At 55.1% G+C, this 23909-nt stretch carries 22 protein-coding genes; 13 read left to right on the plus strand and 9 right to left on the minus strand.

The features are described 5' to 3' along the window. Positions 1-3 precede the first annotated feature (3 nt). The 6 genes from CAF80_RS20325 (at position 4) to CAF80_RS20350 (ending at position 10185) form a co-directional block, all read left to right on the plus strand. Complete coding sequence (locus tag CAF80_RS20325; protein ID WP_085667838.1) at positions 4-1389, plus strand: VOC family protein; 1386 nt, start codon at positions 4-6, stop codon at positions 1387-1389. A 314-nt stretch (positions 1390-1703) separates the two neighbouring features. Then, complete coding sequence (locus CAF80_RS20330; protein WP_039767797.1) at positions 1704-2219, plus strand: Hcp family type VI secretion system effector; 516 nt, start codon at positions 1704-1706, stop codon at positions 2217-2219. A gap of 130 nt (positions 2220-2349) precedes the next feature. Then, positions 2350-4392, plus strand: coding sequence for a type VI secretion system tip protein TssI/VgrG (tssI, locus tag CAF80_RS20335; RefSeq protein ID WP_085667839.1), 2043 nt, complete (start codon positions 2350-2352; stop codon positions 4390-4392). Then, the gene (locus CAF80_RS20340) at positions 4382-5119 is read left to right on the plus strand and encodes a DUF4123 domain-containing protein (RefSeq protein ID WP_074687773.1); all 738 of its coding nucleotides are present in this window, start codon (positions 4382-4384) and stop codon (positions 5117-5119) included. The genes tssI and CAF80_RS20340 overlap by 11 nt, the downstream gene beginning before the upstream one ends. Next, entirely contained in the window at positions 5120-9814 is a 4695-nt protein-coding gene (locus tag CAF80_RS20345) for an RHS repeat-associated core domain-containing protein (protein WP_074687772.1), read from the plus strand. After that, positions 9811-10185, plus strand: a complete 375-nt coding sequence (locus CAF80_RS20350; protein WP_074687771.1) for a hypothetical protein — start codon at positions 9811-9813, stop codon at positions 10183-10185. Before CAF80_RS20345 ends, CAF80_RS20350 begins: the two co-directional genes overlap by 4 nt. An 11-nt stretch (positions 10186-10196) precedes the next feature. Here the strand turns inward: CAF80_RS20350 and CAF80_RS20355 are convergent, their stop codons facing one another. Further along, positions 10197-10742 (minus strand): RNA 2'-phosphotransferase, encoded by a 546-nt coding sequence (locus CAF80_RS20355; RefSeq protein ID WP_074687770.1) that lies wholly within the window; start codon positions 10740-10742, stop codon positions 10197-10199. Positions 10743-11255: 513 nt separating this feature from the next. Between CAF80_RS20355 and CAF80_RS20370 the strand changes: the two genes are divergently transcribed. The 6 genes from CAF80_RS20370 (at position 11256) to CAF80_RS20390 (ending at position 14536) form a co-directional block, all read left to right on the plus strand. After that, positions 11256-11543, plus strand: coding sequence for a barstar family protein (locus CAF80_RS20370; RefSeq protein WP_074687768.1), 288 nt, complete (start codon positions 11256-11258; stop codon positions 11541-11543). A 140-nt stretch (positions 11544-11683) separates the two neighbouring features. Further along, a complete protein-coding gene (locus CAF80_RS28695) occupies positions 11684-12136 on the plus strand; it encodes a hypothetical protein (RefSeq protein WP_074687767.1) in 453 nt (150 codons plus the stop codon). A gap of 50 nt (positions 12137-12186) precedes the next feature. After that, entirely contained in the window at positions 12187-12561 is a 375-nt protein-coding gene (locus CAF80_RS20375) for a hypothetical protein (RefSeq protein WP_074687766.1), read from the plus strand. Positions 12562-12621: 60 nt separating this feature from the next. Next, positions 12622-13242 carry a hypothetical protein gene (locus CAF80_RS20380; RefSeq protein WP_074687765.1) on the plus strand — a complete coding sequence of 207 codons (621 nt, stop codon included), beginning with the start codon at positions 12622-12624 and terminating at the stop codon, positions 13240-13242. Between the two features lie 86 nt (positions 13243-13328). Continuing rightward, a complete protein-coding gene (locus CAF80_RS20385; RefSeq protein WP_074687764.1) occupies positions 13329-13724 on the plus strand; it encodes a hypothetical protein in 396 nt (131 codons plus the stop codon). Between the two features lie 398 nt (positions 13725-14122). After that, complete coding sequence (locus CAF80_RS20390; protein WP_074687763.1) at positions 14123-14536, plus strand: hypothetical protein; 414 nt, start codon at positions 14123-14125, stop codon at positions 14534-14536. A 17-nt stretch (positions 14537-14553) separates the two neighbouring features. On the opposite strand, the gene CAF80_RS20395 is transcribed toward CAF80_RS20390, so the two are convergent. After that, positions 14554-15372 carry a VanW family protein gene (locus CAF80_RS20395; protein ID WP_074687762.1) on the minus strand — a complete coding sequence of 273 codons (819 nt, stop codon included), beginning with the start codon at positions 15370-15372 and terminating at the stop codon, positions 14554-14556. A gap of 244 nt (positions 15373-15616) precedes the next feature. Between CAF80_RS20395 and CAF80_RS20400 the strand changes: the two genes are divergently transcribed. Beyond that, positions 15617-16438, plus strand: a complete 822-nt coding sequence (locus CAF80_RS20400) for a glycosyltransferase family 2 protein (RefSeq protein ID WP_085667840.1) — start codon at positions 15617-15619, stop codon at positions 16436-16438. Positions 16439-16763: 325 nt separating this feature from the next. Here the strand turns inward: CAF80_RS20400 and CAF80_RS20405 are convergent, their stop codons facing one another. The 7 genes from CAF80_RS20405 to CAF80_RS20435 form a co-directional block, all read right to left on the minus strand. Further along, positions 16764-17348, minus strand: coding sequence for a hypothetical protein (locus CAF80_RS20405; protein WP_039767783.1), 585 nt, complete (start codon positions 17346-17348; stop codon positions 16764-16766). Positions 17349-17431: 83 nt separating this feature from the next. After that, positions 17432-17611: a hypothetical protein gene (locus CAF80_RS20410; RefSeq protein WP_039767781.1), complete on the minus strand. Its 180-nt coding sequence runs from the start codon at positions 17609-17611 to the stop codon at positions 17432-17434. 11 nt (positions 17612-17622) lie between these two features. Further along, on the minus strand, positions 17623-17865 hold the full coding sequence (locus CAF80_RS20415; RefSeq protein ID WP_074687761.1) for a hypothetical protein: 243 nt from the start codon (positions 17863-17865) through the stop codon (positions 17623-17625). Between the two features lie 87 nt (positions 17866-17952). Next, positions 17953-19020 (minus strand): lipocalin-like domain-containing protein, encoded by a 1068-nt coding sequence (locus tag CAF80_RS20420; RefSeq protein ID WP_085667841.1) that lies wholly within the window; start codon positions 19018-19020, stop codon positions 17953-17955. Next, positions 19010-21481, minus strand: coding sequence for an ABC transporter permease (locus CAF80_RS20425; RefSeq protein ID WP_085667842.1), 2472 nt, complete (start codon positions 21479-21481; stop codon positions 19010-19012). Before CAF80_RS20425 ends, CAF80_RS20420 begins: the two co-directional genes overlap by 11 nt. Then, complete coding sequence (locus CAF80_RS20430; RefSeq protein WP_085667843.1) at positions 21478-22131, minus strand: ABC transporter ATP-binding protein; 654 nt, start codon at positions 22129-22131, stop codon at positions 21478-21480. The genes CAF80_RS20425 and CAF80_RS20430 overlap by 4 nt, the downstream gene beginning before the upstream one ends. A gap of 50 nt (positions 22132-22181) precedes the next feature. Beyond that, the gene (locus tag CAF80_RS20435) at positions 22182-23879 is read right to left on the minus strand and encodes a sulfatase-like hydrolase/transferase (protein WP_039767772.1); all 1698 of its coding nucleotides are present in this window, start codon (positions 23877-23879) and stop codon (positions 22182-22184) included. Positions 23880-23909 lie beyond the last annotated feature (30 nt).

The raw sequence follows: 23909 nt of genomic DNA on the forward strand, positions 1-23909 counted from the left end.
TTCATGACCGTGCAGCCTTTCGTCAGCCCCGACCTGATCCGCCAACGCTTCTCCAAAGCGATGTCCGACATGTACCGCGAAGAAGTGCCGCTGTACGGCGCGTTGATGGAACTGGTGGAACAGACCAACCGCGACGTGCTGGCACGCGAGCCGCAAGTCGCCAGTCAACTGCATAGCACCGGCGAAATCGAACGGCTGGACATGGAGCGCCACGGCGCCATCCGCGTCGGCACCGCCACCGAACTCGCCACCCTCGCCCGTTTGTTCGCAGTGATGGGCATGCAACCGGTGGGCTATTACGACCTGACCCCTGCCGGGGTGCCAGTGCATTCCACGGCGTTCCGGGCGGTGCATGAAGATGCGCTGCAGGTCAGCCCGTTCCGGGTGTTCACTTCGTTGTTGCGACTGGAGTTGATTGAAGATCCTGAGCTGCGGGCCTTTGCTGAATCGGTGCTGGATAAGCGTTCGATCTTTACGCCATTGGCGCTAAGGCTGATCGAACAGGCTGAATCTGCTGGCGGCCTGAATGAGTCCGAGGCTGGGGAATTTATCCTGCAAGCGCTGGAGACTTTTCGCTGGCACCACAGCGCCACCGTCACTGCCGCGCAGTACCAGACGCTCAGCGCCCAGCATCGCCTGATCGCCGATGTCGTCGCGTTCAAGGGCCCGCACATCAACCACCTGACCCCACGCACGCTGGACATCGACATCGTTCAGGCGCAGATGCCACTGCATGGCATCACGCCCAAAGCGGTGATCGAAGGCCCTCCGCGCCGGCAGCATCCGATCCTGTTGCGTCAGACTAGTTTCAAGGCGCTGGACGAGCCGATTGCCTTCACCGACCAGACGCAAACCCGCGGCAGCCACAGCGCCCGCTTCGGCGAAATCGAACAACGTGGCGCGGCGCTGACCCCCAAGGGCCGTGCGTTGTACGACCGGCTGCTGAACGCGGCACGCGATGAACTGGGCGATTTCCCCAACGAAGCCAATGCCTCACGCTACAACTCGCTGATGGCCCGGCACTTCAGCGAATTCCCTGACAGCCTCGAGGGCATGCGCGAGCAGGAATTGGCGTATTTCCGTTATTTCCTGACAGATAAAGGGCTTGAGGCGAGTCGTCCCGCTGATGTTTCGCTGCAAGGGTTATTACGCGAAGGCTATGTGAAAGCCGAACCGCTGGTGTACGAAGATTTCCTGCCAGTCAGTGCGGCAGGGATTTTTCAGTCGAACCTGGGGGATGCGGCGCAGACACACTATGGCGAGCATTCCAATCGACAGGCGTTCGAGCTGGCCCTGGGGCGTTCGACCATTGATGAGTTGGGCCTGTATGCCGAAACCCAGCAACGTTCGATTGAGGAATGTCTCGCTACAATCGCCCGATCCGCGTGAAAAGCGGCGATTGGCCATACTGCGCAAGAAGTTGCGCACTTGTTTCGTAAAAATGCTCACCGATTCCGCTGGAGGCCATGTGTTTAAAGGCCTCCAGCCAAGTGCGCAAGAAGTTGCGCAGTACTGCGCAACTTCTTGCGCACTTTGAGCTACCTGGCTGATCAAAATACGCTCAAACCCGCGATGCAAAGCGGTCAAGTCCCCGGCTCCCGGGGACGTGGAAAAAGCTGGCACGCTCCTTGATAACAGTCAGGCACCCACCGGGCGATTTCGCCTCCCGGGCACCCTAACTTTATCCGCAAGGAGAGCATCCCATGGCAACACCAGCGTACATGTCGGTTACCGGCGAAAAACAAGGCCTGATCACTGCCGGCGCCTTCACCGCCGACTCCGTTGGCAACACCTACCAGGAAGGCCACGAAGACCAGGTCATGGTTCAGGCTTTCAGCCACGACGTGATCATCCCGCGTGACCCGCAATCCGGTCAGCCAACCGGTCAGCGCGTTCACAAGCCAGTGATCATCACCAAGGTCTACGACAAGGCTTCGCCACTGCTGCAAGCTGCTCTGACCTCCGGCGAGCGCATGAGCGAAATCGTTATCCAGTGGTACCGCACTTCGGCTCAAGGCACCCAAGAGCACTACTACACCACCAAACTGGAAGACGCGATCATCGTCGCCATCAACAACAAGATGCACAACTGCCAGGATCCATCGAACGCCCACTTCACCCACCTGGAAGAAGTGCAGTTCACCTACCGCAAAATCACCTGGACCCACGAAGTATCCGGTACTTCGGGTTCCGATGACTGGCGTGCTCCAGTCGTTTAATTACGGCTGATCGTTACAAGCATCGGCCAGCTCTGCTGGTCGATGTTGTTTACGCCCCTCCAGAATTTCGCGTGCGTTGAACCGCCTGGCGGTCGTCGACACACGCCGTATGCAGCACGAGGAACAAGGGATGTTCGCGCCGGCCAATGAAACCCACTTTGCCCTGACCATCGAAGGTCTTTCCGCCGACTTTCAGGTGTTTACCCTCACCGGTCGGGAAGCCATCAGCCAGCCTTTTGTGTTCGAGGTGGAGCTGGTCAGTGAGCAGCCGTCGCTGGACCTCGAAACCCTGCTGCACAAACCGGCCTTCCTGCAGCTGTCGCCCGACGGCAGCGGCATCCACGGCCTGATCTACCGCGCCGCGCAAGGCGATTCCGGCAAGCGCCTGACGCGCTATTCCGTGACCCTGCGCCCGCAACTGGCGTACCTGGCGCACCGGATCAACCAGCGGATCTTCCAGAACCTCAGCGTGCCGAAAATCATCGGCAAGGTCCTCGAAGAACACGGCATCCAGGGCAACGCCTACGCCTTCCAGACCGGTTCGATCTACCCCGACCGCATTTACTGCGTGCAATACGACGAATCGGACCTGCATTTCATCCAGCGCCTGTGCGAAGAAGAGGGCATTCACTACCACTTCCAGCACAGCGCCACGGGCCACAAACTGGTGTTCGGCGATGACCAGACGGTGTTCAAGAAACTGGCGCCGGTGGCCTATCAGCAGGACTCCGGCATGGTCGCCAGCAACCCGGTGATCAAACGCTTCGACCTGCGCCTGGAAACCCGTACCAGCCGCACCACCCGCCGCGACTACGACTTCGAAAAACCGCGCCTGACGCTGGAAAGCGAAAACCGCGGCGACGCCCTGCCCGACCTCGAGGACTACGATTACCCGGGCCGTTTCATCGACCGCGAACGCGGCAAGCACCTGGCCAAACGCGCCCTCGAACGCCATCGCAGCGACTTCCAGCTCGCCGAAGGCAAGAGCGACCAGCCGTTGCTGGTCAGCGGCCATTTCCTCGCGCTGAAAGAACACCCGAAGGCCAAGTGGAATGATCTGTGGCTGCTCACCGAAGTCCACCACGAAGGCAAGCAGCCGCAGGTGCTGGAAGAGTCGGTCACCAGCGACACCACCGCGCTGAAAGACGATTTCCATCAGGGCTACCGCAACCGCTTCCAGGCCACCCCGTGGGACGTGCCGAACCGCCCGCCCCTGCGCCACCCGAAACCGCGCATCCTCGGCAGCCAGAGCGCCGTGGTCACCGGACCGAAAGGTGAAGAAATCCACTGCGACGAATACGGCCGCGTCAAAGTCCAGTTCCACTGGGATCGTGAAGGTCAGGCCGACGACAAGACCAGCTGCTGGCTGCGCGTCTCCAGCGCCTGGGCCGGCGCCCAGTACGGCGGCATCGCCATCCCCCGCATTGGCATGGAAGTGCTGGTGACCTTCCTCGAAGGCGACCCCGACCAGCCGCTGATCAGCGGCTGCCTGTACCACAAGGAAAACACCGTCCCGTACGCCCTGCCGGCAAACAAGACCCGCACCACCTTCAAGACCCTGAGTTCGATGGGTGGCGGCGGCTTCAACGAACTGCGCATCGAAGACAAGAAAGGCCAGGAACAGATCTTCCTCCACGCCCAGCGCGACTGGGACGAGAACATCGAACACGACCAGAAAATCCGCGTCGGCAACGAACGCCACGACGTCGTGGAAAAAAACAGCTACACGGAATTCAAGGCCGAAGAACACCACACCGTCTACGAAGACCGCAAAGTCGAAGCACGGGCCAACGACCACCTGACCGTGGGCGTGAACCAGCACATCAAGATCGGCACCGGGCAATTCATCGACGCCGGCCAGGAAATTCACCTGAGCAGCGGCATGAAGGTGGTGCTGGAGGCCGGGGCTGAGCTGACGCTGGTCGGCGGTGGCAGCTTCATCAAGATCGATGGCGGCGGCGTGACCATGAGCGGGCCGGCGATCAACATCAACTCCGGTGGTGGACCGGGGAGCGGCACCGGTGCTGCGCCGTTGATGCCGGGCGTGTTGAAGCAGGCGGATGCCGACAAGGCTGGCGCTGTACTGACGCCCGCGCAGATCAATACCCTCAAGCGTAATGCGCCGTTCTGTGAAGAATGTGAAAAATGCAAGGCAGGTGCCTGTGCCATCTAATCGACTGACACCCAAGGATTGGCTGGCACAACAGCCGCTGCAAAAAGATGAACGTCTGTATCTGATCGTCAGCGCCGCCAGTGATGCCGAAGCGCTCAAGGCCTTGTATCAGAGCGAACCGTCCGTCCAGGCCATTCCCGTCTGGGGTGGAACGCCCTACTCCACCTGGCAACCGGTGATGCCTTACGTCGCCGAACTCAAGGCCAACTCGGCCTTCCTGCCCTGGATCACCGAAACCGACGCCCTCGACTGGGGCTGGCTGGCGGTCTCCCGCTCGGAGCCCAACGAAGTTTTCGAACACCTGCGCAGTTTGACCCAAGTGAAAATGCCGGACGAGACCGAGGTGTTTTTCCGGTTTTGGGATGGGCGGCATATCTATCCGATTCTTGAAGGGTTGGGTGAGACGGCTGGGGAAGTGTTGCCGGTATTTGAGCGGTATCTGATCAACGGGCGGAGCCTGGAGGTCGGACCGAGGGTGGTGCCGAAGGCGAAGGATTGGCCGTGGTGGGAGGTGCCGAAGAAGTTGCTGGATCAGTTGGCAAAAGAGGATCACACGACCTTGATCGGCAACTTGATGCAATGGCTCGAAGAGGCACGCCCGGACGTCTACAGCGCGTGGCCCGAGAACAACCTGAAACTGAAAATCACCCGTTTCGTACGTCGCCCGGATGCTCCGGACAACCTTAAAGAAGCACTGTTAAACCACCTGATTCTGGAGCAAGGCTAAATGATCGCGAAGGAACGCATTGCTTTCATTGACAAACAACTCAACACCTTCAAAGACAGCTTGACGCTTTATCAGGAGCAAACAAAAACCTGGTATGCACAACTTGCTGACAAAGGCAGCCGAACTGCAGACTTGCCTTCACTGTTGGGCATGGAACGCATCATAAAGGTCGGAAGTACCAGCAAATCGGTGAGCATGACCGACGGCGACTTCACGTCGAACGTGGCTCGGTGCCCGCTGAAAGGCCCCCTGCTGATCGAAAGCAAATTCGAATCGGTTTATGACATTCCACTGGGCAATATCGACGTCGAAATCATTGCTGTGGAAGGTGGGGCAATCAGCAAGGTCAAGCTCGACGCCCAAGGTAAGGCAAGCTGGACTGGCGGCATTCCCGGCAAGTTTTACAAAATCCGCGTTCACAGCGAAGTGACGCCTGGCCAGATCGATACATTGTTCAATTCCTACAAAGGAATCACGGCTGATCTGGAAGGCTTCCTGCGCAAAGAATGGGCCGGGTTCAAACCGCAATGGTCGAATTTGTCCGCATCCGGCATGGCTATGGCTGTTGGCAGCGGGATTCTTGAGGGTGGCTGGGAAGCCATCAAAGGGGTGTGGGATGGCATCAGCCTAGTGCTCGACATCCTTCAGGATCCGGGAAAGTTTGCCAAAGATTTGGGAGCGGGCACTCAAAAGTTGATTGATCTGGCCAAACAATCTCCAGACGTCATGAAAAAGGCGATGTTACTGGCCAGCGACGAAGCTGCATTGTTCTTGATGGTACGCAGTGCCGTGATCTGGTTGGCAGGTTTACCACCAACGAAACTGGCAGGTGAATCAGCAAAGATGACAACTGCGGTGGTGGTCGGCATCGCCATCGACATCGTGATTGGTATCGTGCTGACCATTGCTGCCGAAGGTACGGGCGTAATCTATCTCGCCGCCCGCCTGAAAAAATACGGCCAAATCATCATCAAGGCTGTCACTGGTTTTGTGGAGTCGGTATTCAAGATCATCAAAGGATTCATGGAATACGTCGCCAAATACACCGCCGTTGCGGCGCGTGGGGTGACGGCAAAGGTGAGAAACGGCATCTCGGAATTGCGTTTTGACGGTAAGCGAGTGACAACCGTCGAAGCACCAAAAGCCCATCACGACGCGCCTGCACAATCCAAGACGCCTGACGAAAAAAGTGCAACTTGCGCTAAAAACACATGCACGAATGGTTGCCCGGTTTCGATGGTGACCGGCGAAGAACTGCTGACACTGACTGATGGGGAACTGGATGGTACTTTGCCTTTTTCCTGGACTCGTCTTTATCGCACTAGCGCAGCAGAAATCGATTGCGGCCTTGGCTATGGCTGGAGTCATGCGCTGGCACAACGGGTTGACGTCAACAATGATGAAGTAGTCTGGACTGACCACGAAAATCGAGTTATCACATTCCCGCTGCCGAGCCTGCAACGTCCAGCAATAACAAACAGCCTTTCTGAAGCCGCAATTTTTATTGGTGATGATCCCTCTGAGCTCATCCTTGCTCAGGCTGGCGAACGCTCCCAGTTTTATCATTTCCGCTACAACCGCACCGGCGCAACACTGATTGCTGTCAGCGACGCGTATGGCAACAGGCTGCATATCACTCGCGATATCCATGGCCGCATCAAGCGAGTCGATAACGGCGCAGGTCGTGCGTTGCTTCTGAGGTATGACCGCAAACACATCGTAGCCATCGAATATCAGCAATTCATCCCAGCAGACACTCTGGAAGATGCATGGAGCACAATCCAGACCATAGTTGCTTATAGCTACGACTCAGAACATCGACTGATCGCGGCAAAAAACGCAGCAGGTGAAACGGAGCACTACGCATACAACGCTCAGAACGTAATCCTAGAACGGCGCCTGGCTGGTGGTGCCATCTTTTACTGGGAATGGGAGAAGGAAGGTAAATCTGCCAGGTGCATCCATCACTGGGCTAACTTTTCGCAAATGGACACGCACTACGCTTGGGATGATAAAGGTAGTGTCACTGTCACCAATGCGGACGGCAGTGAAGAGGTCTACACCCACGATGACAAAGCACGACTGGTCGCCAAAGTTGACCCTGACGGTGCTGAAAATCTCAAAGCCTATGATGACAAGGGTCGTTTGGTCGCAGAGCAAGATCCTTTAGGTGCAATTACTGAATTCCATTACAACGAAACCGGGCGACTGATTGCGGTTATTCCACCAGAAGACGAACCCACCGGCTATGAGTACAGCCGTGGATTCGTGAGCAAGGTCAGTCGCGGAAAAGCCACTTGGAAGTACCAACGCAACAACCAGGGCGATGTAACGCAGCAGACTGATCCAGATGGCAACACGACCCACTACAGCTACGACAACCGGGGACGACTGCTGGAAATCAGTTACGCCGACGGTGGCCGTCATCAATTGGGCTGGAACAACCTTGGCCAATTGTTGGAGGAGCGCCTCCCCGACGGCGGTAAGCGTAAATATCGCTACGACGCACTCGGCCGGCAAATCACGCGCCAAGATGAGTCCGGCCAGATTACCCAGTATCAGTGGGATGCCGCTAACCGTCTCTCGCAAATCACCCTGCCAGGCGGAGCCACTCGCGCTTACACCTATAACCCATATGGGCGCGTGACTGCCGAACGCGACGAACTCGGCCGCGTCACCCGTTACGAATATGCCGACAACCTGCACCTTGTCAGCCGTCGCATCAATCCTGACGGCAGCCAGCTGCGCTATCGCTACGACAACTCGCGCCTGCTGCTGACCGAAATCGAAAACGAACGCGGCGAGCATTACCACCTCGATTACTTCCCGAATGGCCTGATCCAGCAAGAAACCGGCTTCGACGGTCGTCGCACTGCATACGAATACGACCTAAATGGCCAGTTGCTGAAGAAAACCGAATTCGGCGATGACGGCAGCGAGTTGGTGACTGAATACCAACGCGATGCCGCAGGCAGGCTTCTGGTGAAAACTCTTCCCGATGGCGAAGAAATTCACTACAGCTACGACGCCCTCGGCCGCCTGGTCAACGTCGACGACGGACACTGGCCGCTCGCCTACGAATACGACCTGCAAGATCGCCTCGTCACCGAACACCAAGGCTGGGGCACCTTGCGCTATGAGTACGACAGCGTCGGCCAGCTCAAGCACTGTCGCTTGCCCGATGGCAGCAAACTCGATTACCGCCATCAACCCGGCGGCCTGCTCAGCGGCATCGATCTCAACGGCTCGCGCCTGACGTCTCACCAGTTCAGCGGTGGTCGCGAACAGCAGCGCCAGCAGGGCCTGCTGCTCAGCCAGTATCAATATGACGAACAGGGCCGCTTGCAGGCTCACAGTGTCAGCCAACGCGACAAAAACCTGTTCCAGCGCCGCTACAACTACGACGCAAACGGCAACCTCGCCGGTATCGACGACAGCCGCAAAGGTAGCCGCAGCTACCACTACGACCCGCTTGATCGCTTGATCAGCGTTCGTGGCTCGACACCGGAAAGCTTTGCTCATGATCCGGCCGGTAACCTGCTCGGCCAGAACAACGAAGGCACAGCCAACCTCGCCAACGTCAAAGGCAACCGTCTGCTGATGCAGGGCGACCGCCACTACGACTACGACGCCTTTGGCAACCTGATTCGCGAACGCCGTGGCGCTGGCCAGAAACTCGTCACTGAATACCGCTACGACTCCCAGCATCGACTGATCGGCGCGAGCCTGCCGGGTGGCAGCACCGCGTCCTACAAGTACGACGCTTTCGGTCGTCGCATCGAGAAAACTGTCGATGGCCATACCACCGAATTCTTGTGGCAAGGCGAACGTCTGATTGCCGAAAGCGGTGACAATCGTTATCGCACTTATATCTACGAACCCGGCAGCTTCCGCCCGCTGGCCATGCTCGACGGCGAAGGCCCGCGCAAGGCAACGCCGTTCTACTACCAGCTCGACCATCTCGGCACACCGCAGGAGCTCACCGACTACAGTGGCGAGATCATGTGGTCCGCGAAGTACCGCGCCTACGGCAACCTCGCGGCGCTGGACGTCAGTGAAATCGATAACCCGTTGCGCTTCCAGGGTCAGTACTTCGATGCGGAGACAGGCCTACACTACAACCGTCATCGCTACTACAATCCAGAGTCTGGACGTTTTCTGACCCCTGACCCGATCAAGCTTGCGGGTGGGTTGAACAGCTATCAGTATGTGCCCAACCCTACCGGATGGGTCGATCCATTAGGTCTGAGCTGCACACCTGGCGCTTGTCCAAAAGTTCAATCCATAGACCCTAATGAGATACGCTTCTCCCAAAATAGCGTTTCCTATAACAAAGTGGATAGAGGAACCGGTGCAAACTTCAACTATGATGATCTTGTCAGCTCGATGAAGAAAAATGGATGGCAGGGCGATCCTATTGATGTAGTCCGCATGCCAGATGGAAAGCTTACCAGCATGGATAACACCCGTGTTAGAGCTGCACGAGAGGCAGGTATAAAAGTTGAGGCGAGAGAGTGGAAGCCAAACGATCCACTATCAGAAAGTAACAGAGAGCGATTTGAGGTAAACGATGTGATGCCCGACACGTGGGGTGAGGCATTGCAACTTAGAATTCAAAAACAAAAGCCGAAAAGATTTGGCAATGAAAACCCACATGGCTCTGACGACTTGCCAAAACTAACAGGAAAAAAATGAAGATCTTTCTTGATATTGAACAAATAGAAAACTATAACTTCCCAAGCGAATTTATAGAATTCGCAACTATGGAGCCTAAACCAGACATTGAGCCTTGGTGGCTATTAGTATACAAAGAAGGAAAAATAAACAATTGGCACAACACACTAAAAAAACTTTACCCAAAACGCACTCTAGTGCCTTTCGCAAAATTCAGCGCGAATGATGACATTGCTTGTTTTGAGGGCGAAGATTTATCTGGAAATCCAAAAGTTTTAATAATACACGCCTATGCTTCGGAAGGATGGGAGCTTCATGGAGAATATCCTGATTTTTGCACTTGGCTAAAAACAGCCATTGAGACCCATGCAGAATGGAACGAAGAAAATTGAAAAAATAACTATTAAATTTTATCTAAATACTCAGGGGGCACTGAGGATATCAACCAAACATTATTCTCTGCCCTAAAAAAAACGAACCCATCAAGAAACATTTCATGACTTTTCACGCGTAGAACAACGGATGACCCATACCGCTGACCAACGTCAAAAGCTAAGCCCTTATTTTCAGTCAAGTGCACGTAATGCCTAGCCCCAGCTTGCAACCCTTCTTTAAAAATTGAGTCAACAAAGCGATAGGCAGTACCATGATATAAATAACAAGGAGGCTGAACGACAGGGTAATCACGAGTTACCAATTTTGACGAATGCCCTTGTACAGCACGAACATACACCCCATCCTCTGAGATCTCAAATCGTCGCTTATCGCTTCCCAACACTACCCTCTTCACAACCTCATCATCCGCCACCACCCCTAACTTTTGCATCCCTATCAGAAGACTGTCGAGCCTTGCCCAACCCTCTGAATCTAAATGCAGCCCAACAGATTCAGGTTTATGACGCAGCAGAAAACTCATGGTTTTACTTAGACGATCAACTTCACCAGTCATAACAATTTCCTAATAGCAAAGAGCACGAATAACGACCATACAAAAATATATAACAATTAAAACATAAAAACAAATCACCAATTAAAGGCTACAAATTTATTTTCCGCCAAAGAAAACAAATCCGACCTTTCTCACCAGCCAATTTTTCATGACAAAAATAATCGTCTCACTTTCGGAAAAATCAATGTTAGAAAACAATAAAACAATAGAAATCAATGGAGAGGACGCCCTTGAGGTTCTAGCGGAAATTGAATTTATCTTGATTTCGCTGCACAAGATGGGAAGCTACTATTGCGACAAGCCTGTCAAGAGAACTAAAGGGGACAGATTTATTTTTCGTCTTCAGCCCCTGGTCGAACTTGGTATGAAGCTGATGTAGGCCTTAACAATACAATGTCTCGCAGCAACCAACCAGGAACAAGACTACTTTATTCAGACGATGGACTTCTTTATATAACTAGCGACCACTACGACACCGTCAGCTCTATTGGAACCTGGAAGTGAGTTTTAAAAATGATAATTGTACTTGATGGCTTAACCATTTCATCAGAGCAAGAGTTTCATAAAAAAATAGCCATTGCTTTTGCGGTGACAGATTTTTATGGAAACAATCTCAACGCCTTATGGGACCTACTCAGCACCGACGTGGAACGCCCCGTAGATTTAATATGGAAAAATTCTGAATACTCTCAAAAAAACATGGGAGATTCGTACAATAAAATAATAAATATTTTTGAACGCACAAAGCAACAGGATGTGAATTTCGGATGGGAGGAAAAATTTAACTATTATCTAGAGTAACCACTAGAAAGCTAAAACGGGCTATCAAAATTACAAAACACAGGGTATAGATTTATTTTTCACTGAAGAGAATAAATCTATCCCCTTTCAGCTAACAGGCTTGAAAGATCAACCAAAGATAAACGAATTGGCAAGCAAAAATGTTCACCACCGACAAAAATAAAATTCAAGAATATTGGCTTGAAGAAATATACCCTCGACAAAACTCAATTACGTTCAACAATGGATTCTATTGCTTCTTCGAGCACTCAGCAAAAGAAGAAAAATTAACAAAAAAAATATGGATTCCGGCAAATGATTTCTTGCTAAACCATACTGATACATGCGAGGGCCTATCGACCATTTATGCAGCAGAAGGGTCTAATAACAATTCTTTTACTTGCGGCGAATGCCTAGCCTCCGGGGAAGATGGCTTCATTGCACTTTCCAAAAAAGACACCGGCGAACTAGTCTGGCTGATCGTATTGAGCGGAACCAATCCATTTGAAAAAATCATCATTCACAACAGCAGCATCCATGTTCAATCATCAAGCGGCACATTAGCAATAGTACCCACTGATCGGCCAGACAACCTTTCCATAGAATGGTCTTAACTAAAAGACAGAATCAAAGGGACTATCCATCCCCTTTTCGAACAAACAAAATGAAAATTTTTCTCAACATTGAACACCTGAAAAACTATAACTTCCCTAGTACATTCATAGAATTCGCGACTACGGAACCTGAAACGAACATTGAACCTTGGTGGTTACTAATATATCAAGAGGGAACAATAAATTACTGGCACAACACGCTAAAAAATCTGTATCCCAACCGCACGTTAGTTCCTTTCGCAAAGTTCAACGCCAATGATGATATTGCTTGCTTTGACGGCGATGATTTATCCGGCAATCCAAAAGTACTAATAATACATGCATATGCTTCAGAGGGGTGGGAGCTTCACGGAGAACATCCTGACTTTAGCGCATGGCTAAAAATAGCAATTGAGACCCATACGGAATGGAATGAAGAAGATTAAAAACTTCCATCTCCAACATCTTCTCCAAACCGGTGTATTCAGTTCTCGCTGGAGAGCGCAATGATTTTCTCAATTGATATCACAGAGTGCTTCGGCGCGATCGACTCCGATAACGCAGGCGGGATCATAAGCTATATCAATATCCCCCCCATCGAAAACCCTCGGGAAAAACTTCACCTTAATCTATCAAACTTCGTACTTAACTTAATCGACGAGCCCGTCATCGCCTCGATCAACAGGCAGAACTCAAATTTTTTGGAGAACATGACCGAAGACGGCTTCCTTGTAATAAGACAAGCCAGTATTTCTTTTGAGGCAATAAAAGGCTACGAAAAATTATTACGACTATTAAACCAAGAGTACGGATATTTGACCCACGAACGCTACGGCCAAAAATTGAACACCGGAGACAAGATCTACGACATCAGCGGAAGACTCTTTTCGAACCCGGAGCTTTTAATTAACTTCGCATTCATTTCACCCAGCACTATAACACTTGAATTTAACTCATCAGACTACACATACATAGAAAGCTACCCCGAGCTTCAAAAATCTTTAGAAAAACTAAATTCAAGAGAAAAACCTACTCAACCACCTCTCACAGGCCTTTTCGACCCCATATATAGCAACACTCATACAGTTAGCAACTTTGACGCTGGCTATCGAATTTACAATAAATAATTACGACGCGATCACAACGGGGAGCAGATTCATTTTTTGTCTAAAAATAAATCTGTCCCATTCCCCTCCAAATTTGAAGGACAAAAATGAGCACCCAGAAGACTATCCCTAGAAAAGTTTGGTGGGGTTTGGAGGCAAAATCATATACAGAGATTGCGCAGGAACTACCTTCGCAGGATGAGTCACTTAGAAAGTGGATCGCAATCCATGCTGTTTATCATTTAAACTTTGAAAATAGATACCCTGGAGAGATTTACTACAAGTTTCTAGAGGATGCAAAAAATTCTAGATACGTCATTATAGAATTCACTCTCCCAATCCACTTTCTCGAAACAAGAGACAGCATTGGCGCCAACGACACAACAATCACAAAGTGCAAAACCATGGAAACAGAGGAAGAAATAAACTCTTTTCTTTATGAAAATAACATAAACCCCGAGCTATTTACGCCCCCATGGACCTGCGAGTACCCGCTAGACTGAACTCAACAAAAATTGACAAATCTGTCTCCTTTTCAAACCCAAAGTCAAAGGGGACAGATCTATTTCTCGTTGAAAAAAAATAAAACCGTCCCTTTTTATACATCTCCACTTTTATACATGAAAAAACAAAATAATATGAGAACAAAACTTAAATACGAACTCCACCCCCTCCGAGTACCAAGTGGATGGACAATCACAATCAACAACCTTTATGAGGTTGATCTCACCCCCGAAACTATTTATAAAAAAAATCGAAGACTTTATGCTTGAAGCATAACAAACCAAAATTTATTTTTCGCTGAAGAAAATAAATCTACCCCCCTTTTTCAACCCCTTTCATACATTATGTTCTTGAAGACAACACCACCACCTTCCTCAGAGCTTGGAGATTCCACTAAATGAAGGTCGTATGTAAATTCAACAACCTCAACCAAGCACCAAATCCAGAAACCGTATCAAGATTAAAAAAACACATATCACTTCCTGATGGCGAATTAGACCTGCAAATAGGAAAAGAATACATTGCCTACGGAATAGAATTTCGGGATAACCAACCTTGGTACTATCTGTGCTCAGAAACCCATGATGAATACCCCATCCCTGTCGCAGCTGACTTTTTCGAAATTGTCGATAGCAGACTTTCGCGCCATTGGAAACTTTGTTTTCTCGCCTTAAAATCAAAGCCAGAAAGCAAGTTAGTTTTCGCTGAGTGGGCTTCAGATATTAATTTTTATGAAAACCTGATTAATGGCGACAAACAAGCCATTGCTATATTTTCCAAATACAGAAAACTCATGGATGCAGAAGAATAGCAATTCCAGAACCATGATTACTTCGTATCGATCAACGCGTCCAAAACCTCATACTTAACCACCACCCGATTCCCATACAACCGCTCCCTCTCCACCAACGCCCCCACCTGCCCCTTCTCCCTCACCTCCCGCCAAATCTCATTCTCCCGATACACCCGCTCCCCCTCCCGCACAAACCGATGCCCCACTTCAAACACGTGATACCGATAAGCCCGCTCCCGATCACACAACAATTCCCCCTCCAACTGCGTCTCCCCCACCTTCAGCTTCAGTTGAAAGCTGCGATCCGTCGGGTTGTGCAGTACCAGGTCGATGTAGTTGTAGAAAATCGCCGCGCCGGAGCCGAATGGCAGGACGCGGCCGTCGTCCGGGAAGGGGTCGAAGCTGTGGTTGGCGCGTTCGATGACGACCAGGGGTGAGTGAATGGCCATCCAGTGGATGAGGTTGCTGAGTTGGCAGATGCCGCCGCCGATGCCGGTGCGGGCTTCGCCGAATGAGAGTTCCATGCCTTCGACGTAGCCGCGTTGGCGGGTCGGGCGGCCGACGAGGCGGCAGAAGGAGAAATATTCGCCGGGGGCGATGGTGACGCCGTCGATGGCGGCGACGGCGAGTTTGAGGTTGATGACTTTGTTGTGTTGCAGCGCGAGGTCGGAGTCGCCGAGTTTGCGGATCAGTTTTGAGGTGTGTTTGAGGTAGCGGTAAGGCAAGCGCTCGGACGTCGTGGCAGGCCGCGCGTAGCGTTTGCTCGAGCAGTGCCAGGCAATGTGGCGGAACAGTCTTTTTTGCCACACGCGCAGCCAGTAAAGGGCCGGGTGGTAGAGGGAAAGTGGTTTCATCCTTGGCGAACGGCGCGGGCCGTTGTCTTCCTTGAGCTTTAAAGGGCGGCGCATCTTACCGTGGAACCGCGCTTGATCGCCAAGCGCCTCGCCAGTGTCGCAAGCGGTAACAAGTCGCCCGGCCAGGGCGCTCGGAAATTAAGCTTCAACTAAGGTTGCGTCCCTACCATCCGGGCCACAAAGCAGCGGTTCTGTGTGCTGATTGCCGTCAGCAGAACCCTTCAACTTGAAGTGAGCCCGGACCATGAGTGCGATCGATTCCACCTCTAAACAACTGCCCGTCTTCAGTCTTGTATTGGTCAATTACAAGACGCCGGAAATAACCCGGATGTGCCTGGAGTTTCTCCAGCAGTATGTCAAGGAGCATCAAATTCCGGTGTGGGTGGTGGACAACGATTCCGCCGATGAAAGCCTGATTTACTTGCGGTCTCTGGACTGGATCAACTTGATCGAGCGCCCTTCTCCCGGCAAGGAAGCGGGGCATATTGCTCATGGCAAGGCACTTGATCTGGCACTTGCGAAAGTTGAAACCGATTACCTGTTTTTGCTGCACACCGACACTTTCGTTTTTGACAGTACTGTCTTTTCGATGATGATGAATGAGTGCATGCAATCTTTGGATACCGCGGCGGTCGGTTGCGTCGAGCAATTGGATCGCGGCGTCCTTAGAGACACCTGGCGTTTGTCTTCGCGTTATTTCAAACACTATTTCCGCCGGGCAAAACAGCATTTCGGGTTGCCGTCCCGAGATCCAAAACCCTACCGGGAAACTCACCTGAAAAGCTTCTGCACCTTGTGGAATGCACGGCTGATCAAGGCTCACGGGCTGCATTTTTCGATGGACGACCGGGTCCCGGGATACACGCTGCAGGATCGTTTAAGCAGCCTTGGCTACGGCATCAAATGCCTCTCGCCGCGGACGATCTTCCGCTACCTGGATCACATCCAGGCCGGCACCGTGGCCGCGATCGGTGGATACGGCAAACAGCACCGCCGCACCACCATGTATCAGGAAACGCTCAAGCGCCTTCAGTTACAACAGGGTATGCGACCCGCCAAATCGTAAGACAATAAAAAAGGGCGACTTCAAAGTCGCACTTTTTGCATCTGAATTCTTTGGCCTCCACTCCGAGGAGGTGTTCGCCCAGTGTAATGGCCTGGCAATCCATGCACCGGTAAAGAGCCCTGACACTGGGCGAACGCGAAGGATTTTAATGGAAATTGGCGGATATGTCGTCCTGCTTCAACATGAAATTTATGTACTGAAAAGTTAAAGAAAATATTCGTCGATATTTCCCGACAAACTTTCTGACATCACCACCTCGAATACTTCATATGACTGTTCTCATACAATTACTTGTACAAGAACGGCCATTCTGTAGAGTCAATACTCAACTTTCATGCTGACTGGTCACTTTTAATACATCGGTGTAAGTGACCACGACGCTTTGCCCGACTTTCAAATCTTTCAGTTTGGCCTGAATCTCAGGCTTTTCGACGTTGAGGGTTTTCGACTGGCCCGACGGGTTTTCCAGGGTCACCTGGTTTGTCGCCAAATCAATTTTGGTGATTTTCAACTGGACCTGAACCTGGCGGAAAGCCTCGCCACCGGGGTTGCTGCTGCCCACGGCGTTGCGCAGTTCACCGGTGCGCTCGGTAGAGCCTGGCAGACCTTTATCCACGTCGGTGTCCAGATAAGCGGCGACCGAACGTGTCACCTCGATCTGGACCAGATCCCCCACCTTGAGATTTCCGAGGTTTTTCGCCTTGTCGCTGAGCTGAATGTGCACCTGGCGACCTTCCGCGCCTTCCAGGACCACTTGATGATTGGCCGGGTCAACCGCCAGCACCTTGGTGGTGACCCGGTCGGCCTCGACAGCGGCCGACAGCGGGATATCGGCAGCCATCGCCGAAAGGCTGGCCGTAGAAAGGACGGTGGCAAGTGCTATGGCGTGCGTCAGTGCTTGGAGCTTCATAAGCGATACATTCCCTGTGATGGATGGCAGCACCCATCGCCAACGTGGTCAGCGACGGATGTGCCACTGAGCATAGACGCCCTTCAGGGTTTGTTCCGCGATCGTTGCGCGGTGTCCTGCGCAGTGGACTCGCCACTGGCGGTGCCTTTCCCGGAGCTCTGCCGCTGTTTGGGATCGGTGGGACGCAGTGCGTCGTTGTCGCGCTCGGTTTCACCCGGCGGACGAGGTTCGTCGGGGTGCTCGTTATCAGGGACAGTGTTCATGTCGGGCCTCCTCAGGCTTCGGGGTCGTCGAGTTCCCGCGCGACGTTCATGGCGGGCGAGTCCTTGTGCAGGTCATCGGCCTTGGCTCTGAGAATCTGCCACTGCTCAAGATCGATGGCACCTTGGCCGAGCAAATCGTCAGCAATGCGCTGCAGATCGAAGTAATGGGCATCCGGGGATTGTTGCCAGTACGTCTGATCGTCAAACATTTGCTGCCAGGTCGTCAGGTCTGGAGATTTCAGTTCCTCGCTCATGGATCGGATCCTCGGCCATGTTCCTCGGTAGAGGGGGCACCCTGGACAGAGTTCCAATCAATTTTTTCGCAGGTACGGTGCGCGGAATCAGTACCCGGTCATCTCCAGATAACCTTCCCCGCCCCGATTGCCGCTCAGGCGCACCGGCCCTTCCCAATACGGAATGCGCAGGTTCATCCAGGCGTCGGGGTTGATTGCATCGAGGGTGATCTGCAGATTCCTCGTCGGGATCTCAATCGACCAACGCACCGGCATCGAACGGCCGGCGACCTTCGCAGTGCCTTGCGGGGTCAGCTTGATCTGCTCGGCGTGCAGGGTTTCGGTCTGGCCATCAGCGGCAATCCACGTGCCGGTCAGGTACGGCGCCCCTTCCTTCTGGCGCATGCGGTACAGCATGACGTGTTCGCCGCTGTCCAGATGCAAGGAGAACCAGTCCCAGCCCGTCTGATTGGCGGTCAGCGGCTGGCTGCTCCATTCGCGGTCTAGCCAGGCCGGGCCGTTGACGGTGTAGGTCTGACCGCCGATCTGCAGGGTGCCGCTGGCCTGGAAAAACGGCTGGCTGTAGTAATACGACGCCTGGCCCTGTTCGGATTTCTGGCTGAAGCCCTTGTCGCCCTGCAACACCAGCGGGCGGCTGGAGGTCAGGCGCAGCTGGTAGCTGAAGTTCTTGTCCCGGGCGCTGAGTTGCAGGTCGGCCAGCGGATCGCTCGCCTGACTGACGAAACGCCAGTCATCGATCCACGCCTCGAAAGGCGCCGCACGCACCCCGGCCTGCCCGACGCCGCCACGGGCATAACGCTCGGCGGCATGGTGGACGCTGGCCGAGGTCACTGCCGCGTGCCCGAGCCAGATCGTCTGGTTGGCCCAGCCCGGTTGCTGCGGCGAGGCGTTCAGGGCGCTGCGGAATAACGTCCACTGCACGCCGAAATCGTTGCCCTGCGCATCCTTGAGATTGGCCGTCACGTACCACCATTCGATACGAAAACCGTCATGGGCGCCGTGATCCGCCGGGAAGCTGAACACCCGACCCGGCACCACCGGCGTAAACGCCTGCGCCTGAGCGCCCATGCCGGCGAAACCCTTCTGCTCCGCTGTGGGGTTGTCGCAACCACCGAGCAACAACGCCAAAAACACCAGCGCAAACCTAGTCCTCATGGGCAAACGTCCTCAGCAAGTCCGCCGGTTGCGTGCGGTACAGCGAATACAGCGGCCACGCCGAGGCCAGCAACGTCGCCAGCAGCGCCAGCCCCATCAGTTGCAGCAACTGCCATGGAAACACCCGCAGCGGCAGACGCCAGCCAAAGGCCTGCACGTTGATCACCGCGTCCAGACACCACGCCAGACCGATGCCCAACGGCAAGGCCAGCACCAGCGTCAGCAGCGCCAACAGCCACGTTTGCCCGAGGTTGAGCAGCATCAATTGCCGCCGCGTCACACCCAGCGCCCACAACGGTGCGAGCTGGCCGAGGCGGCTCTGACTCTGGGTCAGCAGGCTGATGAACAGCGCCACGCCGGCGACGGCCAACGTCAGGCTATTCAGCGCGGCGGTCGCGGCGAAGGTGCGTTCGAAGACTTGCACCGACCAGCCCTTGAGTCGCGCCTGATCGACAATCCGGCTGTCATCGAGCTGGAAGCGCGCCTGCAAGGCCCTGAGCAGCGCCGGGATGTTCAGCGGGTCGATGCGCAGGTTGAAGCGGTTCGGCGTCAGTTGCGGCCAGCCGCGCAACAGGTGATTGCTGTTGACCAGCACATGGCCCTTGGGATTGCCGTAGTCGGCGTAAATGCCGACGATGCGCGGCGACCACGACCCGCCCGGCGTGGGAATCGTCAGGTGATCGCCCGGCGTCACTTTCAAGCGACGCGCCAATTGTTCGCTGAGCATCACCGCATCGTCCTTGGCCAGCGCCGCCCACGGGTCGTCTCCTCGAGACTCGAGCAACGGCCAGTGCTGGCGATAGTGCGGATGATCGATGATGCCGAACACGTCCGCCGGCCAGCCTCGCAGCGTCACCGAAACCTGCCAGTTGGGCATGATCGCGGTGACGCTCGGTTGCTGTTTGAGCCAGGTGGACAGCTCTCGTGCCTGCGCCGGGTTGCTCGGATTCAGATAGAGCTCGGCGGTGAGCCGTTGTTCGAGCCAGTCGTTGAAGGTCTGGCGGAAACCCGCGGTCATGCTGCCGGCGCCGATGTTCGCCGCCATCGCCAGCAGCAGCGCCATCAAGGCCAGACTCAACGCCGGCAATTGTTGGCGGCAGTCGGCGAGAAACCATTGCCCGAGCACCGAGCGGCTGCGCCCGAGCAACCCGTTGAGCAGCGCACTGAGCAACACCGGCAACGCCAGCGCGGCGCCGAGCAACAGCCCCGCCATCAACACAAAACCGCTGGCGAGACTGTTGCCCCACACCAGCGCCGCCAAGGCAATCGCCGCACACACGCCGGCCACCCAACCCTGACGCCGCAACCAGCGCGCATGTTGCTGATGCCAGGCCTGCGGATCCGCCACCGCCAGCAACGGCAGACGCGCCGCCCGCAGCAGGCTGTTGGCCCCGGCCAGCAGCGCGCCGAGCAGACTCAAGCCGATGCCGCTGAACCACCACCACGGACTCAGACGCAACTGCCCCGCCACTTCCGCGCCGTACAGACCGCGCAGGCTGGCGGCGACATCCGGCAACAGCACGCTCGCCAGCCAGTAACCGCTGACCACGCCGAACAGCCCGCCGATCAACGCCAACGCGCCGAGCTCGACGATCAGGCAAGCGATCAACATTCGCGCGCTGACACCACAGGCCCTCAGAGTACGCAGCAATCCCCGGCGCTGCTCCAGCGCCAGACCGATGGCCGCATGGACGATGAACAAACCGACAATGAACGAGAGAAACCCGAGCGCATCGAGGTTGAGGTGGAAGCTTTCGGTCAATCGCGCAAGGTTGTTTTCCTCGCCACTGCTCTTGAGCTGCAACTGGCCTTTGAACGCGGCCGGCACCTCGATATGAAAATCCTTCGGCAGCAGCAGACGCGACAGTTGATCAGGCTGTTCGAGCACGCGCTGAGCGACGCCAATGTCCACCAGCAGCACGCCGGGGGCCATGTCGGTTTGCGCCCGCAGCGGCGGCAGCGTCTGGCCGGTTTCGGTGGCCGGGGTCGCGCCCTCGGCGAGGTTCAGCGCCCGCAAGGTTTCGGGAGAAATCCAGGTGCTACCCGGCGGGCTGAAGAACTCGACGATGCGCTCGATCGGCATCGCCTGCCCGGCTACCGCGCTGTCACCGGGCAACGACACCGGTTCGATGCCCATCAATTGCAGACGCTGGTTTTCGTGGCCCTTGAGGATCAGGCGCCCTTGCAGCACCGGCGACACCGGCCAGCCAAGGCGCCGCAGGTCGACGAACCATTGTTGCGGGAACATTGCGCCGTTCGGCGTACTGAGGCTGGCCTGGGGTTCGCCGCCAATCAACTGGCTGGCCCGGGCATAACTGTCCCGCGCCTGACTGTTGAGGGCTTCGACTCCGGTCAACAGACTGGTGGCCAGCCACAACCCGGTCAGCACGCTGAAAAACTGCACCGGATGGCGCCGCCAGTGACTGAGCAGCGCCATCATCGCGTGACGAAAAACCTTCACGTCAAACGACCGCTGGACAGCACCACGCGCTCCGCCAGCCGCGCTGCCACGCGTTGACTGTGGGTGACCATCAGCAAGGTAGTCGGAGTGTCATCGAGCAATTCCAGCAACAGTCGCAGCACTTCGTCGCTGGTGGCTTCGTCGAGGCTGCCGGTGGGCTCGTCGGCCAGCAGCAGTTTCGGTTGCGCAGCGAGCGCACGACCGAGCGCGACCCGCTGTTGCTGGCCGCCGGAGAGTTGTTCGGGATAGCGTTTGAGCAATTCGCCCAGCCCCAGGCGCTGCACCAGATGCTGTTGCCAGCGCGGATCATGCCGCCCGGCCAGCCGCGCCTGAAACGCCAGGTTGTCCTCGATCCGCAGGCTGCCGATCAGGTTGTACTGCTGGAACACCAGACCGATTTCGGTGCGCCGCCAGTTGGCCAGTTGCGCCTCGTTCATGCGGTCCAGCCGATGTTCGCCGCTGCGGATGCTGCCGCTGTCGACTTTGTCGAGCCCGGCGATCAGGTGCAGCAGCGTGCTCTTGCCGCTGCCCGACTCGCCCATCAGTGCCAGACTGCTGCCGGGCCTGAGCGTCAGGTCGATGCCTTGCAGCACCGGCAACGGGCCTTGCGGGGTGAGGTAGCTTTTGAAGACGTTTTGAACCTGGAGCATGCCGCCATCCGATCGATCCGTGTCGGCCAAGGATAGCGGATACCGACGCGTTACTGACCCACCGCCACACTCGTCGGCGCTTCACCCGGCGTGACGATGCTGTTCAGGTCGATGTGCTTCCACTCGGGTTTGGCCCCCAGCCGCGCGTTGAAGCGGTAGTTGAAGGTGAATTCATCCGCCGTCGCCACGCTCAGCGGTTTGCCGTACACCGCTTCGATTCCCGGCAGGTCGTAGCCCATCAACTGCAACAGGGTCGGGAAGATGTTGTAGTGACTGGAGCGATCCTTGTTCGCCGCCAGTTGCGCCGACCAGTCGAGAGTCTGCAACTGATCGCCCTGAATCACTACCAGCGGCACCAGCCCTTCTTCCTCCACCGGGTCGCCGCCGCAGTGAGTGTTGAGCCCGGGATTGCCGCGTTCGTGCAGATCCTGGCCGTGGTCGGAGGTGTAGATCAGCAGCGCGTTGTTCAGATTGGCCTGGGCAAACACCCGCGAAAAGAACTCGCCGACATTCCACAGCACCGTGTTTTTGTAGGCATTGCGATACAGCACCCAGTCATCCGGCTGGCCGTTGAAGCCGGTGCGTTCACCGGTGTCGGCCACTTCTGTGAACTGCCCGCGGGGCAAGGTCGGGCGGTAGGCCATGAAGGCGTCCGGGTATTTGTCGTGTACCGGGAAATGCGCGCCGACCTTGTTGATCAGCACCAGCTGCGGTTTACCGTCGTTGAGCAGTTCGATCAGCTTGGCGGCGGCAGCCATGTCGCGGTCGCGCACGCTGGTCTGGTCGAATTGCACGAATTCGTCGATGTCCTTTTTCTCGGCATCGTTCATCAGGTTCTGCAGGTTGCCGCCGGTGCGCTGAGCGTCGATGTAGACCGTGCGCAGGCCGGCCTTTTTCGCGTACTGCCAGATCGACGGCAGCGTGCTGTTGATCCGCATGTAGTCGGCGCGGGTGCCACCGTAGCGCAGGGTGATGTTGGTGTCGGCGCTGCAATTGGCGATAGACGCCGCGTAGCCGTAATTGAAGATCTCGACGCCCGGACGGGCCTGCTTGAGGTTGCTGTGCACGCCGAACGGCGCGTTGATGTCCAGGTAATTGCCGGAAATGCTCTCGTCGATGATCAGCACGATGTCGTGGCCGACCGCCGGGCCATTGCGCGCCAGGGTCACCGGCTCACGCGGACCGACGGTGTTGTGCAGCGCTTCGTAGCCGAACAGGTTCAGATAGGCCAGCGGCGTGTACATGATCGGCAACCCGCGCGCGCCCTCCCCGGCGCGCACGAACAGTACGGCGCTGAGCAGCAACACACCGCACAACGGCGCAGCGATCCGCAAGGCGTTGGGCACCGGGATCGTGTGCCGGGGCTTGAGACCGATCCCGAACAACAGCAACAACCCGTTGAGCAGCCCGTGGATGATCGCCCCCCGGTACTGATACGCCGCTTCCTGGATGAAGCCGCCGGAGTACACCAGTGAGACAAAACTGCTGTAGGTCAGGTAATCGGCGGTGACCCTCGTGTAAACATCGAAGAACACCGCCGAAACAAACAGGGTTAATGCGAACAAATGCCGAATGAAAGTCTGACGTATATAGGCTGTCAGTAATAATGCGAAAGTCAGCGTCAAAAACATCGCGCCAAAAAGAAGTACTGCCAAACCAATACCCATCGCATTTAAACGGTCAAGGTAATATTCGGAATAAAGCAATAGATAAATAATTAAAAGCAGTTCTTTCAGATATCGAAACATGGCAATTCCGGAGTGCGTCCGACGAGAGGT

The organism is Pseudomonas sp. B34(2017) (genome assembly GCF_002112915.1).
In the GTDB taxonomy this organism is placed as follows: Bacteria; Pseudomonadota; Gammaproteobacteria; order Pseudomonadales; family Pseudomonadaceae; genus Aquipseudomonas; species Aquipseudomonas pharyngis.

What these genes read in the sequence shown, in the direction of transcription:
- CAF80_RS20325 (WP_085667838.1), top strand. Translation starts at nt 4, where the DNA reads ATGACCGTGCAGCCTTTCGTCAGCCCCGACCTGATCCGCCAACGCTTC.
- CAF80_RS20330 (WP_039767797.1), top strand. Translation starts at nt 1,704, where the DNA reads ATGGCAACACCAGCGTACATGTCGGTTACCGGCGAAAAACAAGGCCTG.
- tssI (WP_085667839.1), top strand. Translation starts at nt 2,350, where the DNA reads ATGTTCGCGCCGGCCAATGAAACCCACTTTGCCCTGACCATCGAAGGT.
- CAF80_RS20345 (WP_074687772.1), top strand. Translation starts at nt 5,120, where the DNA reads ATGATCGCGAAGGAACGCATTGCTTTCATTGACAAACAACTCAACACC.
- CAF80_RS20350 (WP_074687771.1), top strand. Translation starts at nt 9,811, where the DNA reads ATGAAGATCTTTCTTGATATTGAACAAATAGAAAACTATAACTTCCCA.
- CAF80_RS20355 (WP_074687770.1), bottom strand. Translation starts at nt 10,742, where the DNA reads ATGACTGGTGAAGTTGATCGTCTAAGTAAAACCATGAGTTTTCTGCTG.
- CAF80_RS20370 (WP_074687768.1), top strand. Translation starts at nt 11,256, where the DNA reads ATGATAATTGTACTTGATGGCTTAACCATTTCATCAGAGCAAGAGTTT.
- CAF80_RS28695 (WP_074687767.1), top strand. Translation starts at nt 11,684, where the DNA reads ATGTTCACCACCGACAAAAATAAAATTCAAGAATATTGGCTTGAAGAA.
- CAF80_RS20375 (WP_074687766.1), top strand. Translation starts at nt 12,187, where the DNA reads ATGAAAATTTTTCTCAACATTGAACACCTGAAAAACTATAACTTCCCT.
- CAF80_RS20380 (WP_074687765.1), top strand. Translation starts at nt 12,622, where the DNA reads ATGATTTTCTCAATTGATATCACAGAGTGCTTCGGCGCGATCGACTCC.
- CAF80_RS20385 (WP_074687764.1), top strand. Translation starts at nt 13,329, where the DNA reads ATGAGCACCCAGAAGACTATCCCTAGAAAAGTTTGGTGGGGTTTGGAG.
- CAF80_RS20390 (WP_074687763.1), top strand. Translation starts at nt 14,123, where the DNA reads ATGAAGGTCGTATGTAAATTCAACAACCTCAACCAAGCACCAAATCCA.
- CAF80_RS20395 (WP_074687762.1), bottom strand. Translation starts at nt 15,372, where the DNA reads ATGAAACCACTTTCCCTCTACCACCCGGCCCTTTACTGGCTGCGCGTG.
- CAF80_RS20400 (WP_085667840.1), top strand. Translation starts at nt 15,617, where the DNA reads ATGAGTGCGATCGATTCCACCTCTAAACAACTGCCCGTCTTCAGTCTT.
- CAF80_RS20405 (WP_039767783.1), bottom strand. Translation starts at nt 17,348, where the DNA reads ATGAAGCTCCAAGCACTGACGCACGCCATAGCACTTGCCACCGTCCTT.
- CAF80_RS20410 (WP_039767781.1), bottom strand. Translation starts at nt 17,611, where the DNA reads ATGAACACTGTCCCTGATAACGAGCACCCCGACGAACCTCGTCCGCCG.
- CAF80_RS20415 (WP_074687761.1), bottom strand. Translation starts at nt 17,865, where the DNA reads ATGAGCGAGGAACTGAAATCTCCAGACCTGACGACCTGGCAGCAAATG.
- CAF80_RS20420 (WP_085667841.1), bottom strand. Translation starts at nt 19,020, where the DNA reads ATGAGGACTAGGTTTGCGCTGGTGTTTTTGGCGTTGTTGCTCGGTGGT.
- CAF80_RS20430 (WP_085667843.1), bottom strand. Translation starts at nt 22,131, where the DNA reads ATGCTCCAGGTTCAAAACGTCTTCAAAAGCTACCTCACCCCGCAAGGC.
- CAF80_RS20435 (WP_039767772.1), bottom strand. Translation starts at nt 23,879, where the DNA reads ATGTTTCGATATCTGAAAGAACTGCTTTTAATTATTTATCTATTGCTT.